We start from the raw sequence: 13,654 nt of genomic DNA, 5'->3' as shown, positions 1-13,654 counted from the left end.
TGGTCCAGTCCAATCACGATCTCGTAAGCTTTGCCGGCCAAATGACGCATTCCGCCAACGCAGACCGGCTGCCATTTGACAGCGCGCCCGGAGAGGATAATCCCGGCTGCCCTGCAACAGCGCAGGAGAACAAGTCGGGCGGTCGAATACAAAATAAGAAGGAAAAAAGAATGCCCAGTGTATTGGTCGTCGAGGATGATCGCCGCGTCGCCGCCGAGATCGGTTCGGCGCTCGCGGAATACGGCTTCCAGGTCGATGAGGCGCCGAGCGGGACGACCGGCCTTCGCAAGGCGATGGAAGGCAACTTCGACGTGATCGTGCTGGATCGCATGCTGCCCGAGATCGACGGCCTGTCGCTGCTCACCAGGCTGCGTGCCGCGAAGGTCTCGACGCCCGTTCTGATCCTCAGCGCGCTCTCGGCCGTCAACGAGCGCGTCGACGGCCTGCGCGCGGGCGGCGACGACTACCTCGCCAAGCCGTTCGAGTTCATCGAGCTGACCGCCCGCGTTGACGCGCTGGCCCGGCGCAAGATGGCCGCCGAGGCGGTCAACGAGCTCGTGGTCGGTGACCTGCGCCTCGACCTGATCGAGCGCGTGCTTCACTGCGCCGGCCGACCGGTCGAGCTGCTGCCCAAGGAGTTCGCGATCATCGAGTTCCTGATGCAGAATGCCGGCGTGCTGGTGAGCCGCAAGATGATCTTCGAGTCGGTCTGGGGCTACAGCTTCAATCACCAGTCGAGCGTCATCGACGTGCACATCGGCAAGATCCGCAAGAAGCTCGATCCCGACGGGATGAACCCCCGGATCCACACGGTCCGCAACACGGGCTTCATCCTCCGTGCGCCTTCTTGAGGTTCGCCGCACCAGCGGCTTCCGGGTCGCCAGCCTGTTCTTCGCGACCTTCGGAGGCGCATCGCTCGCCCTGTGCGGCTTCCTGTACGTCGACACGCGCAGCTACGGCCGCAAGGCCGCCTTCGAGTGGGTGGAGTGGGAGTCGAAGCATCTCTTGAACCTGCCTCCCCGGGCCCTGCGCGAGCGTATCGACGCATCGGAGGATTTCGCGGAAGGCGGGCGCCCGCTTGTGCTCTTCGGACCAGATCATGCGCGCCGCGCCGGCGCCCCGATCCCCTATCCGGCGACGGCACCGGTCGGGCACCCCTTCGTCCTGACGCAGCAGACGGACCACGGGGCACGCACGCTGTTCAGCCAGCTCACGCTGCTGCCGAGCGGCGAGTACGTCCTCGTCAGCCGCTCAGCCAAGGATCTCCAGTCGCTGGAGAACGCCCTGGTCGAGACCTTCTCCTGGGGTATGGCGGCCACGATCGTCATCGGCCTGATCGGCGCCGTGATCTTCGGCGTCGGATCGCTTCGTCAGAACGAGGCAATCACCTCCGCGGTGGTCCGCATCATGCGCGGCGACCTGAGCGAACGGCTGCCGACGCGTGGCGTCTCGGCCGATCTCGCTCACCTCACCCGCGTGGTGAACGACATGCTCGACCAGCTTGAGCGGTTGATGCTGGAGATCAAGGGCGTGAACGAGAACATCGCCCATGACCTGCGGACGCCGCTCACCCGGGTCGTCGGGACGCTGGAACGGTCCCTGCGCAAGGCCGACAGCGTCGAGGCGTTCCGCGCCTGCAACGAGGACGCGCTCGCGGAAGTCAAGTCGATCGTCATCCGGTTCTCAGCGTTGCTGCGCATCTCCGAGATGGAGGATCGATTGCGCCGATCCGGGTTTACGCAGGTCGACCTGGGCCGGTTGCTCGAGGATGCCGTGGAGTATTACGAGCCGCTGGCGGCCGAACGGGGCATCCAGCTCCGGTGGAAGCGGCCAGACGGTGCCGCCGACGTGGAGGGTGACCGCAGCCTGATCTTCGAGGCCGTGAGCAACCTGATCGACAACGCCCTGAAGTTTACCCCATCGAGAGGCTGGGTCGAAGTCGCGCTCCTGCAGAACCCTACGGCTATCCGCGTCACGGACAACGGCTGCGGCATCCCGGCCGAGGAGCTGACCGCCGTCCGAGCTCGCTACCGCCGCGGCGCGTCCCGAACCGACAAGAGCGGGTTCGGCATCGGACTGAGCTTGGTCGATTCGATCGCGCGGCTGCACAGCGCGGTGTTTGACATCGCGAGCGACGGGACCGGCTGCCGGGTCACCCTGCTGTGGCCTCATCAGGACCGCGGGTCCGTTCTTCTCGGCGCCGCCCCGGTCGAAGCCGGCTGAGGCCCGCGCCCTCCCCGGTCTGCGCCGGATGGGACCGGCGTCGCCTGCCGCGGCAGCGGCAGGCGACGAACCGGCGTGATCGATCAGTAAGACGGAGCGCTGTGACGGCGCACGCGGGTATTCAGATGGCTCCACTGCCGGTTCGACGGAACGGATTCGACGTAGGCAGGCTGCTGGGGCGCATAGGCGTGGTAGCCGGTCGCTCCCTCCCACATGCCGCCCGCCTTGTCGTTGCCTTCGGCAGAGGACCACGCGTCGAGCCCGCTGCCGCTCGTCCTCGTGATGAGGCTGGGATCGATCTGCGCGCCGGAACCTTGGGCGAAAGCGGCGCCCGAGATCAGCATCGCGCCGAACGAGCAAACCAGAACAAGATTTTTCATGATCCGATCTCAGATTTAAGCTGTCGCGTCTCGGCGACGGGAGTACAATGTGAGGGAGTCTCGTTTTAAATTCCATATTTTATTGCAGAATAATTCTTTCGGTCTTTGAAGTGCTTTGAATTTATAAATTCTGTTTCAAGCGCGTCCTGGCGCGCGTGCCGCCGCAACGGTCGACGCTCCTATCGGCGGCCGATCGGGTTCAAATCCCGGTGCCCGGCCATGAACGTCCCACCGTGTGGGCCTGCCGAAGGGGATAGCGGGAGCGGCGGCAATCCGTGAGGCACCATCGGCCGGGACCCGTCTATCGCGTCAGGGCGCCCGCGGAGAGGCGCCAGCGGTCAGGTGCTTGAGATCGAGGCCGCAACACGAAAATGCCGACCGGTTTCCCGGTCGGCGAAGTCGTATGGGTCTGAAGCTTTGGGTTCGATTTGACCTGCCCCGGTACCTGAGCCCGTCAACTTCGAAACCGTAGCCAACGCTCGCTCGGCGACAAGAATGGCCTCCGAAGAGCTGATTCACTTGTATAATACTGTGATTTATCGGCAATAAAAATCGGTTTTAAATGCTGAAAGCGCGATCGATACTGTGTCGCCTGCAAAAAACTGAGGGCCCAGCCGTTCGGCTGGGCCCTGCCTGATCGAGCGCGGGATCGCGCGCGGGACGAGACGTGGAGCGGCTGCGCTAGAAATCCCGCTGCACGCGGAACCGGAATTGCGCCGCGTCCTGTGCATTCACGTAGCGCAACGAATTCTTCGAGATATCCGGCGTGACACCGCTGTTGAGAGCGGTACGGATGTACTCACCCTCGACGCCGATATCGAGGTCCTTCACCGGCGTCCAGATCAGGCTCGCGCCGGTGACGATCTGGTTGTTGCCGCGCAGCACCGGGCTCGTCGCGAAGGCCAGGGCATTGGCCGCACTGGCGCCCGCAGGCGCGAAGCCGAAGCCCAGGAGACCGAGGGCGTTGCGGCCCTTCGGGTTGTAGTCGATCTCCGCGTAGCTTCCGAAGAACGCCGAGCGCCAGGTGGGCGTCCAGTAATGGAGCATCGAGGCGACGGCCGAGAAGCTCGTCGATAGCTCAAGCCGTCCCGTGGTGGGATTCAGCACGGCGTCGGCGTAGTACTGGGCGAAGGAGCCACCGCCCACTGGCGCGGCTCCGAGGGCGTCGTACGGAGCCGTGTAGTTGGCGATGCCCGTGTATGTGATAGCGCCCTGGCCGTACGCACCCTGGAGGTAGAGGGCATCGCCCGTCGCTATGAACGGCAGGTTGACCTTCAGGCCGCCCTGCAGCGCCCAGCCGTAGGCGTTCGAGGCGCGACCGGTGGGCGAGATACCCAGTGCGGTCGTCGCTGTCGTGACACCGGCCACCGTGCTTCCGGCATCGCCAGCGTTGATCTCGTGAACGGCCGCTGACACCTGTGCCGATCCCCAGGCCTGGTCGATGCGCGCGACGCCGATGAAATCGGGCATGCGGCTCTTCTGGGTCACGTCGACGAAGGCGACGTTGCCGGGCCCGACGACGATGGGAGCCAGGAAGGTCGACGGAGTGAATGGATTGAAGGCGTTGCTGTAACCCGCGAACCCGCCTGTGCCCGTGAAGGCGCCGACAGCGGAACCGGTCCCGAAGATCGGAAAGCGGCGATAGGTCGGATCTTCCATCGACGCGGTCAGTGTGAAGCCGTTCCCGAGTGTCGCCGAGTAGGCGAGCAGGTTCGTGCTGAATGTGTCCGAGCCGGCCGTGCCGCCGATCAGTTCGAAGTCATGCGCGTAAAAGTCGAAGAACGAGGCTGCCCGACCGGCCGTCAGCCCGGCGAACTGGATGAACGCCTTGTCGGCGTTGATAAAGGACTGCGTCCGACCGAATGCGTCAGCACCCAGGCCTGGAACCGCGAGGCTCTCGCGCTGACGCGATCCGGAGGTCAGGAACGGGCCGCTGCGGTTGGCGACGTCGAGGCGCAGGAAGGCACGGAGCGTGCCGTAATCCGTCTGCGTGCGCGCATCGAGGTTGATGCGCAGCAGGCCCAGATAGCCGGTCAGGTCGCCGCCAGCCCCCGTGCGGACCTTGCTGGTCTGGTACAGAAAATCGTAGCGCGCACGACCCGAGATGCGGATGCAGGTATCGCCGCCGGGAATATAGAAGAATCCAGCGCCATAGGCGTTGCACACGCGCACGTACTCGATCGGCGCGGCCTTCGTTGTTGGAAGATCAGCCGCCTCGGCCGCGACGCCTGAGACGAGAACGGCCGAACCGCACAACAAGAGCGTCTTGAGATCAGTCATCATGTCCCCACGTACGACGCCGCGAGCACATACGTGCAAGCGTCAACCCAAAGCTCTGCGATTGGGCCACGGGGCGCTCCCGTTTCCAGCGGCCTGTCACAGTAATTAGGAGATTTGGCCGATCACGAGATCGACAGCTTGACCGTATCGAAACTGTCTATGTTTGACAAATAAAATGCGATTTGGATTTAAAATCGATATTATGTTCGTAAAATACATTTTCGATTACAAATCGGTCCGATAGCGCACGCCCTTCGACTTCCGGCCTGGGGCGGCTTGGAGCGGCTTGGAGTGCATGTCGGGACGGGATCCGCATACGGGATGAACGTCCGTCCATTCGCAAGCCGCCCCTCGAAGCTTCAAATTTTGAAATCTTCATTCGCTTTTGTGATCGATTTTCGAAGTCGTGCGCCGATTTCAATTTACAAATCGGGAGCCGGTATGGTCTTTAAAGATCATTACGAGTATGAAATCGGCATTTGAGGGGAATAGACTATGCGTGAGCTGGATTTTTGGATTGCCGGCGCATCCCTGATGATCCTGGCTTGGTCGTTGTTCGGCCTGCTCGCGTTCTCGCATTCCTACGTGATGTTTTTGCCACTGAGCGAATCGCTGAAGTACGACGACGCGGGCAACACCCTGACCGGCGTGGCCTTGATCGCGGTCAGCTCTGCCTATGTGGCCGCCGTGCTCATTCGGATCGTTTGGGCGATCCGAGCCGGGCTGATCAGGGCCCTGCGCGTCGCCAGCGCCGCCACCCCGCCGGCTTGAGGCTGCGCCGTTCGGAGGGCTCCCGATGAGGGCGTGCCGTTCTCGCGTGGGAGATCGCGCACGGTGATCCCGGCTCGCGCAGCGAGGCACCGGATCGCAGCCCGGTTCGACGGCGTCTTGAGGGACGCGATCCCGTGAGGCTCGATCCCGGCGTTCCTGATCACAGCCTGGGCGTTTCGGGACGTGCCGCAGTCCGGGGCGGGGCCGGTCACCACATCGAACGGCTCAGGGATGGGCAACGTCTCCAGCGATCGGGCAACAGCTGGACAGAGCCGCGACGGCCGGCTCGCAGACCTCGGGTCGGCCCTGGCAGCAATCCTTCATCAGGAACTCGGCCAATCCGGACAAGGCCGGATAGGCAGCGCTGTAGACGATCAACCGGCCCTCGCGCCGCGAGGCAACCAAGCCGGCGCGGCTGAGCTCCTTGAGATGATGGGACACAGTGGCGGCGGAGACGCCGACCGCGACGGCCAAGACGCCTGAGGCCAGGCCCTCCGGGCCGGCGGCTACGAGCGCCCGTACCAAGCGCAGGCGGTGTTCCTGCGCGAGGGCCGCGAACGCGGCGAGGGCTTGCGGTTCGTCCATTTTCATTTCAATCTTCAAATGAAGCTTTGAACGTATCGGAAGGCCGATTCTTGGACAAGCCCGCACGACCCTTCACCGATGACCTACCGAACCTCAGCACAGCGCACTTCGCGGTGCCAACCCGCGAACGCGTGCAAGCGGCGACGCCGTTCACGCACCCGCCGCGCTTCCTGATCCTCTATGGCTCGCTGCGGGAGCGCTCGTTCAGCCGGTTCCTCGCCTACGAGGCCGCCCGCCTGCTCGAGGCCATGGGCGGTGAGGTGCGGATCTACGACGCCCACGGTCTGCCGCTGCCCGACGACACCACCGCCGACCACGTGAAGGTGCAGGAGTTGCGCACCCTCTCGATCTGGTCCGAGGGACAGGTCTGGGTCTCTCCGGAGCGGCACGGCAACCTGACCGGCGTGATGAAAAGCCAGATCGATTGGCTGCCGCTCTCCGAGGGCAGCGTGCGGCCGACCCAGGGGCGGACTCTGGCCGTCATGCAGGTCTCCGGCGGCTCACAGAGCTTCAACGCCGTCAACAGCCTCCGCATCCTCGGCCGCTGGATGCGGATGATCACCATCCCGAACCAGTCCTCGGTGCCGATGGCCTACAAAGAATTCGATGCGGCCGGCCGGATGAAGCCGGGGCCGCTCTACGAGCGCGTCGTCGATGTCTGCGAAGAATTGATGAAGTTCACGCTGCTGACCCGCGAGCGGGCGGACTACCTCGTGGACCGATACAGCGAGCGGAAGGAACGCGAGCCGGATCGATTGAGCGACGTCGCTGCCGACGTCGGTTTCGGAAAGCGTTAGACGTCTTCCTACAGAGATCGACGGGCCGCGGCTCAAAGGTCCGAAATGGGGTGCACTCGGACCGGCAGCACTGCGCCCATCGCGGCCATTCAGATGGCTCTTGCAGCGTCTTGGATCTGGAGACCGTGAGCCAGGAGCCAGCGCGGGCGGATGCTCTTGCGCATCGGACCCGTCATTGTCCGGGCCTGATCGATCTTCGGTCCGCCCCACGCTGTACGTCTGAGGTACCATTTCTGCGGGCAGCCAGTCGTTGCCTGCGCGCCAGGGTCACCCTCTTACCTGAAGGTCGCACCAAGCTTCGAATACGAAGCTGCAGTGCCCGCTCCACGTTTCGAGTTTATCCTCTGTTTGACTTCGAACGCTTCGGCCCGAGCTGACCCTGCCATCCGGCCTGGTCTTTCTTCAACCAGCCAAGCCATCTGCATCGTCGAACATCCGAAGCGAACGGGCGCAACATGGACGACCTCACGCGTCGCCCTCAAACCCAATCCCGGCGTCGGTGACGTCGGCGCGGGCGATGAACACTTTCGAATTTCGGTCTGGATTGACGCGACGCCGGCAGAACATTCGAGCAGCACGTCCGAAGATCAATTATAATCCCACTTCAAAAACTCAAGATGTTGAATTATTTCTCTTGCCAGCCGATACTGGCACACAGAATAATGCATGCCGTCATGCCAGTATCGGAGCCCGACACGTGGTTCCGGCGAGGGCAAGCGATACGGCGACGTGCACGCCAATCCTATAGCACGCCGCCGAACGTCAGCGCAGGGACGAGGGAGGAAGCTCATGGCCATGCCAGAGGCGAGATCGGATACGGCGACACCCAGTACCAACCGATGGTTGCAGATCGTGCTCGGCGTGATCTGCATGGTTGCGGCGGCCAATATTCAATATGCGTGGACGCTGTTCGTTCCCGAGATTCAGAAGACCTTCAGTTGGGACCGCGCCGCAATCCAGGTCGCCTTCACCATCTTCGTCGTCGTCCAGACCTGGCTGACCCCGATCGAGGGCTACTTCATCGACAAGTACGGCCCGAGCCGCGTCGTCATGTTCGGCGGTCTGATGACGGGCCTAGCCTGGGTCATCAACTCCTACGCCACCAGCTTGAGCGGCTTCTACCTCGGCTCGGTGGCCGGCGGTATCGGCGTCGGCTGCGTCTACGCCACCTGCGTCAACAACGCGCTCAAGTGGTTCCCGGACAAGCGCGGCTTGGCGGTCGGGCTCACGGCGGGCGGCTACGGCGCCGGCTCGGCGCTGACCATCCTGCCGATCGCCAAGATGATCGATAGCGGCAACTACGCCCAGGCCTTCTTCGTCTTCGGCCTGATCCAGGGCGCCATCATCATCGCCGCCGCCATCGCCATGCGCGCGCCGCGCAAGGATCAGGTGCCGTTCTCCACCAAGGTCCTGCAGTCGCGCCGCGACTACACGCTGGGCGAGGCGCTGCGCACCCCCGTGTTCTGGGTGATGCTGCTGATGTTCACCTGCACGGTGACGGGCGGGCTGATGGCGGTGGCCCAGCTCGGCGTGATCGCCCAGGACCTCGGGGTGAAGAACTTCCAGGTCAACCTGTACTTCTTCGCCATGGCGGCACTGCCCTTCGCGCTGATGCTCGACCGGATCATGAACGGCATCTCGCGCCCGCTGTTCGGCTTCATCTCGGACCGGATCGGACGGGAGAAGACGATGTTCATCGCGTTCGCGATGGAGGGTATCGGCATCGTCGCTTTGGGCTACTTCGGCTCGAACCCGTGGGCCTTCGTGATCCTGTCCGGCGTCGTGTTCCTGGCCTGGGGCGAGGTCTACTCGCTGTTCAGCGCCACCGCGGCCGACACCTTCGGCTCCAAGCACATCGGCAAGATCTACGGCGTGCTCTACTGCGCCAAGGGCTTCGCGGCGCTCTTCGTGCCGGTGGGCAACCTGATCATGCAGGCGACCGGCACCTGGGCCACGGTCCTGTACACGGTGGCGACCATGGACCTGATCGCCGCCATCCTGGCGATCGCGGTGCTGCGGCCGATGCTCAAGCAGCACCACGCGGCGAACAACAACGCGGCGGCTCCGGCACTGACGCTGGCGCACGCCTGAGCGCAGGGCGCGGCCGCTCTCAGCGGCTCAGCGAAAGCCTCGATGAAAGTCTCGACGCCCCGGCTCCGGAATCCTGGAGCCGGGGTCGAGACGACCGGCCCAGTCGCGCGTCTTCGGCACGCAGACCGTTTGTTCCACGGCACGCCTGCTCAGCGCAGACCGTCCCGAGGCTTTGCGGGTGCACCCTCGATTGGGGGATGCACGGCTTCCCGAGCACCGCACTTCTGCTCGACATCCCGGCGGCGCTTCGGCGCATTCCTCGGACCCGAGTCCAAGATCAATTCTGGCGTTCCCGGAGTTCTACTGTGCTGCAGCCCTCCGACACCTCTCTGGGCCTCACCTCGATCGGGCAGACGGTGAGCCTGCGTGAGCAGGCCTACGACAGCATCAAGCAATCGATCCTCGCGATGGACCTCTACGACGGATCGGCGCAGATCCGGCTAAACGAACATCAGATTGCGCAAGAGCTTGGCATCAGCCGCACGCCCGTCCGAGAAGCCCTGACACTTCTGGAACGGGAGGGCTTCGTGTCCACGGTGCCACGCCGCGGCCTTTTCGTGACGCGCAAGACTAAGCGTGAGATCATCGAGATGATCACAGTCTGGGCCGCGCTCGAGGGCGGGGCCGCACATGCTGCGGCAAGGCACGCATCGGACGCCGATCTTCACCAGCTCAGTCGAGCGTTCGAAGATTTTGAGCTTTCCACCCTGCCGGAGCACGTGAAGGCCTATGAAGAGGCCAACCTCAACTTCCACCAGACGATCATCCGTCTCGGCGGTTGTGGGCTGATGGTCGAGATGACGGCCAACCTGTTCATCCACATGCGGGCACTTCGATCGATCTTCCTCCATCGGCCGGGGAGGATTGCGGATTCGTTGCGCGAGCATGCGGCCATCATCGTCGCGCTGCAGGCCCGCGACGCAGAGCAGGCTGCAATCCTCGTCCGGGATCATGCTCTCGGGCTGATCGCGCACGTCGAATCGCATTGGGCTTGGCCCGAGCGATAAGCGTCATCCCTGTTGGAGGAGCGACCTATGCTACCGACGGTTCAGACCACCGACCTGCTCGGTCTGGGCTTTCTGATCATCGGGCTCGTCGGAGCGGGCGTCGCCCGCGCAAGCTGGTTGCCGCGTTTCGCCGAGGAGCCGCGCGAGGAACTCGCGGGCGGGGCACTGTTGGTGGCGATCCTGGGCCTCGCCTTCGTGCTCGCCGAATGAGCAACGCAACCTGCGTAAGATCGAGCTCTTCCCGTTCGACACCGACCCGGCTTCGGGCCGGCGACGGTCGACCGGCCCCACTTCCGGCCCCTCATCAGGGTCGAGCGTGTGAGCAGAGTGGATGTTTCCCACTCTGCGTCCGAAGACGGGATCCGTCGAAGCGGATGCAAACTCCGCGTCGGCCGCAGCGGCATGACAGGCCGCTCCAGGCACAGGAGGCCCACCTTACAGGATGGACAAAGTCCGCCCCCCGTGTCCCGTTTGCGCCCGGCGAGCCCGTTCTGGCTCAGGCCAGGGTCGGGACCGGGCCGGTGAAGCCGGCGGCCGGCTTGTCGCCATCGAAATGATTGGCGAGCGCCACCACGATCGCGATGTTGGCGAGACCCGCGAAGGGAAGGAGAGCGAGAGCGGTGAGGAGGGTCATCGGCGGCGTCCTGTTGTGCGGTGCGTGAGAATTGATATCGCACTGCACACAACGGACTGGTATGCCACATGCCGCACGCCAGAAATGCAGATATTGCATAGGCAGGCCGACACCATCGTCGGCCGCGAGCGATGATCATCCAGTGAGCGTCGCCGCACGAACGCCTCGTAGGCAGTCCGTCGAGCCGCAGACCAGAGAGCCTCCTTCGATTGGCCACCGCCTCATCGTCCGATCAGTGCTCATCGCGCGCGAGTGAGGCTCATCTCCGTGCACGCCGGGACGCAGGGCCATTGCATTCCGCTCGACGGTGAGCCGACGGCGCCGAGTCGACGGACGGCCGCTCTCGCGATCTGCTGGAGGCTGTCTGCGCGGCTGACATAAATCGGCATGAGCCTGTCCAATTCTACAGCGCCCCTCGTCGGAGCGGGCCTGCGGCTTGCGGTCAGCTCCGGTCACCCGCTCTGCGCCCGCATCGGCCAAGCGTTGGCCTTTCCCGGCACTGCCGGAGCGGATTTCGGCAGAGATTACTTGTCGTGTTCCGGTTGCGCAGCAGCAGACAGTATCCGGAGGCACGCAAGGCATCATCGATCACAGGTCATCGTGGCTCAAGACTCGAGGCATTTCGCCATCGGCGCCGTTGAACGTCCTTGAAGCCCTGGCCTCAGCCAGCGCCGACAAGCCTGCGTCGGTGATGGTCCACTCGACGACGGACTGGCCTCGCAGAGGGTGCGGCCAAGCCACATCATTCCGCTCGATCAGGCCGAGCCGTTCCAGGAGCAGATTCCGCACATCATCGGCCGCCATGGTGCGATTGCGGGCCGCGATCAGGGATAGGCGTGCGTCCTGCGTCCGTTTCAAGAGGGCGCCGACTTGTTCGCCCGTTCGCCTACGTACAGTCATCGCGCCACATTCAGGAAGTTGCTGACTTCGAAGGCTCTCAACAGCGAAACCTATTGGGCATCGCTCGGCATGCGCTCAATTGTCGAGATCCGAGGGCGCGCTCGACAGCATCTGGCGCGCGGCGCCACGGCGAGCGCGCAGAGCGTTACGCCAACCTGAACCCCTGTGACTTCATGATGCCTTCGCCGAGCCGGTGAAGTCTGACCTCAAGCCGCCAGAGAGGAGCGGGGATTCTCCACGAGGAGGTGAAGGGCCGCGGCCGCCTCCGCGACGGGCATGACGGGGAAGAAAAAGTAGCCTTGAAGTCGATCGCAGCCGATCTCGACGAGCTTGCGATACTGCTCTTCGGTCTCGACGCCTTCCGCTGTCACCAACATACCAAGTCGGTGAGCCAACTCGACAATGCTTCGAACGATCGTTTCATCGCGATCGCAATGGCCGATGTTCATGACGAAGCTGCGGTCGATCTTGAGCCGCGCGATCGGAAGTTCCCGCAGATGCGTCAGCGAGGCATAGCCGGTGCCGAAGTCGTCGAACGCGACCTCGATACCGCTCTCGCTGAGCAGGGCGAGTTCCTGCCGGACGGAACTGGACCGCTGCCCCAGGAACAGTCCTTCCGTCACTTCGACACCGATGCAGCTCACGGGCACGTCCTCGGCGGCCAATTGAGCCAACAAGCGCGTCGAGAAGCCCCGCAGATCGAAATCGGCTGCCGACGTGTTGAATTTGATCTTTTCAAACGGGACACCCGCTCGCAGCCATATGGCGGCCTGTCGGATCGCCTGCCTCTGGACCATCTGGCCAATGGCGGACATCAGGCGTGGAGAGTCGAAAACGTCCTTGAACCGTCCCGGCGTGAGGAGGCCATGCTCCGGGTGCCGCCATCGCAGCAAAGCCTCGCACGAAGCGGGTGACTTGCAGTCCGATGCGACGATCGGCTGGTAGAACAATTCGAATTCACCCCGGACGAGGCCGATCTTGGCCTGCTCCTGGATGTCGACCCGGCGCTGGGTCGCCGCGAGCATGGGGGCCTGAAAGGTCACGCAGCGATCCCGTCCGAGACGTTTCGCCTGATAGAGGGCGATGTCAGCGCATTTGATCAGTTCTCCGGCCGAGGTGCCGTCGGCCGGGAAACGCGCCAAGCCGATACTGGCCGTGACATTGAACACGCCTTGGTCGAGTTCTATCGGCTGCCGAATCGTATCCTGGGCCTCTTGAATGAGGGCGGAGGTCTCCGCACCGTGATCCGGCAGGACAGCGGCAATCTCGTCTCCGCCAAGACGTGCGGCAAATCCTCGTCCGACCAGGACCGCGTGGAGCCGATCCGCCACCGTTCGGAGGACGCGGTCGCCGACGTCGTGTCCATTGACATCGTTCACGTCCTTGAAATGGTCGATATCGAGCATGAGGACGCGCAAGCCTTGCTCGTGCCGTTCCGAGCTCGTCATCAGGTCAGCGAGCAGGGCCTGAAGGCCATTCCGATTGAGCAGACCCGTCAGCGGGTCACGGCTCGCCATGTCGCTGAGACGCTGCTGCGCGGCTTTCTGTTCCGAGATGTCGAAGCGGCAGGCAACGTACCGAACGATTTTGCGACCGGCGTCGAATTCCGGAATGATGGTCGTCGCAACCCAGTACAAGGTACCGTTCTTGGCGCGATTACAGATCTCGCCCCGCCAGGTTCGGCCCGCACGGAGCGTCCGATACATCTCTTCGAAGAACGCCTTGCCGTGACATCCGCTGTTGAGGATGCGGTGGTTCCGACCGAGAAGTTCCCCACGGCTGTACCCGCTGATGGCGCAGAACCGATCGTTGACTTGGATGATCCGACCGGCCGGATCCGTGACGGCCACGATCAAGACATCATTGACGGCGTCGATCCAGAAATTCTCCTCGACATTGGCTGTTCTGAGACTGTTGTCTTCCGGAAGGCAATGAGCCATGAGATCACCAAATCAAGCACCTGCGCGCGTCGGACATCGAGCCAAG

13 protein-coding genes and 1 pseudogene are annotated in these 13,654 nt (G+C 63.6%); 7 read left to right on the top strand and 7 right to left on the bottom strand.

Annotated features, from left to right (window positions below; genetic code table 11):
* The first annotated feature begins 170 nt into the window (after nucleotides 1-170).
* Nucleotides 171-851: a response regulator transcription factor gene (locus ACLBX9_RS06675; protein WP_010684156.1), complete on the top strand. Its 681-nt coding sequence runs from the start codon at nucleotides 171-173 to the stop codon at nucleotides 849-851.
* Nucleotides 838-2,223, top strand: coding sequence for a sensor histidine kinase (locus tag ACLBX9_RS06670; protein WP_010684155.1), 1,386 nt, complete (start codon nucleotides 838-840; stop codon nucleotides 2,221-2,223). Before ACLBX9_RS06675 ends, ACLBX9_RS06670 begins: the two co-directional genes overlap by 14 nt.
* Before the next feature lie 83 nt (nucleotides 2,224-2,306).
* Here ACLBX9_RS06670 and ACLBX9_RS06665 read toward each other — a convergent pair whose 3' ends face one another.
* A complete protein-coding gene (locus ACLBX9_RS06665) occupies nucleotides 2,307-2,603 on the bottom strand; it encodes a hypothetical protein (RefSeq protein WP_010684154.1) in 297 nt (98 codons plus the stop codon).
* 681 nt (nucleotides 2,604-3,284) lie between these two features.
* On the bottom strand, nucleotides 3,285-4,883 hold the full coding sequence (locus tag ACLBX9_RS06660) for a porin (RefSeq protein WP_010684153.1): 1,599 nt from the start codon (nucleotides 4,881-4,883) through the stop codon (nucleotides 3,285-3,287).
* 495 nt (nucleotides 4,884-5,378) lie between these two features.
* Between ACLBX9_RS06660 and ACLBX9_RS06655 the strand changes: the two genes are divergently transcribed.
* Entirely contained in the window at nucleotides 5,379-5,654 is a 276-nt protein-coding gene (locus ACLBX9_RS06655; protein ID WP_010684152.1) for a hypothetical protein, read from the top strand.
* Nucleotides 5,655-5,683: 29 nt separating this feature from the next.
* On the opposite strand, the pseudogene ACLBX9_RS06650 reads toward ACLBX9_RS06655, so the two are convergent.
* Together ACLBX9_RS06650 and ACLBX9_RS06645 are read right to left on the bottom strand one after the other, a co-directional pair.
* A pseudogene (locus tag ACLBX9_RS06650) lies at nucleotides 5,684-5,887 on the bottom strand (arsenate reductase); the annotation flags it as partial.
* Nucleotides 5,880-6,239, bottom strand: coding sequence for an ArsR/SmtB family transcription factor (locus tag ACLBX9_RS06645; RefSeq protein WP_447718352.1), 360 nt, complete (start codon nucleotides 6,237-6,239; stop codon nucleotides 5,880-5,882). The pseudogene ACLBX9_RS06650 and the gene ACLBX9_RS06645, both read right to left, overlap by 8 nt.
* Before the next feature lie 50 nt (nucleotides 6,240-6,289).
* Here ACLBX9_RS06645 and arsH point away from each other — a divergent pair, with 50 nt between their 5' ends.
* From arsH to ACLBX9_RS06625, 4 genes are all read left to right on the top strand, one after another.
* Entirely contained in the window at nucleotides 6,290-7,036 is a 747-nt protein-coding gene (gene arsH / locus ACLBX9_RS06640) for an arsenical resistance protein ArsH (protein WP_010684150.1), read from the top strand.
* A gap of 789 nt (nucleotides 7,037-7,825) precedes the next feature.
* Nucleotides 7,826-9,127: an oxalate/formate MFS antiporter gene (gene oxlT / locus ACLBX9_RS06635; RefSeq protein WP_010684149.1), complete on the top strand. Its 1,302-nt coding sequence runs from the start codon at nucleotides 7,826-7,828 to the stop codon at nucleotides 9,125-9,127.
* Nucleotides 9,128-9,432: 305 nt separating this feature from the next.
* Nucleotides 9,433-10,134, top strand: coding sequence for a GntR family transcriptional regulator (locus tag ACLBX9_RS06630; RefSeq protein WP_447718351.1), 702 nt, complete (start codon nucleotides 9,433-9,435; stop codon nucleotides 10,132-10,134).
* Nucleotides 10,135-10,161: 27 nt separating this feature from the next.
* Nucleotides 10,162-10,344, top strand: coding sequence for a hypothetical protein (locus ACLBX9_RS06625; protein ID WP_447718350.1), 183 nt, complete (start codon nucleotides 10,162-10,164; stop codon nucleotides 10,342-10,344).
* A gap of 286 nt (nucleotides 10,345-10,630) precedes the next feature.
* On the opposite strand, the gene ACLBX9_RS06620 is transcribed toward ACLBX9_RS06625, so the two are convergent.
* The 3 genes from ACLBX9_RS06620 to ACLBX9_RS06610 all read right to left on the bottom strand — a co-directional run bounded on the left by ACLBX9_RS06620 (nucleotide 10,631) and on the right by ACLBX9_RS06610 (nucleotide 13,608).
* Nucleotides 10,631-10,768, bottom strand: coding sequence for a hypothetical protein (locus ACLBX9_RS06620; protein WP_191991848.1), 138 nt, complete (start codon nucleotides 10,766-10,768; stop codon nucleotides 10,631-10,633).
* A gap of 588 nt (nucleotides 10,769-11,356) precedes the next feature.
* Complete coding sequence (locus ACLBX9_RS06615) at nucleotides 11,357-11,572, bottom strand: hypothetical protein (protein WP_447718349.1); 216 nt, start codon at nucleotides 11,570-11,572, stop codon at nucleotides 11,357-11,359.
* 302 nt (nucleotides 11,573-11,874) lie between these two features.
* Nucleotides 11,875-13,608 carry a putative bifunctional diguanylate cyclase/phosphodiesterase gene (locus ACLBX9_RS06610; RefSeq protein ID WP_447718348.1) on the bottom strand — a complete coding sequence of 578 codons (1,734 nt, stop codon included), beginning with the start codon at nucleotides 13,606-13,608 and terminating at the stop codon, nucleotides 11,875-11,877.
* Between the last annotated feature and the right edge of the window lie 46 nt (nucleotides 13,609-13,654).

This window comes from Methylobacterium sp. A49B, from assembly GCF_053346215.1.
The sequence above is the reverse complement of the archived record's forward strand: the minus strand, read 5'-3'. Positions and strand labels throughout refer to the sequence as shown.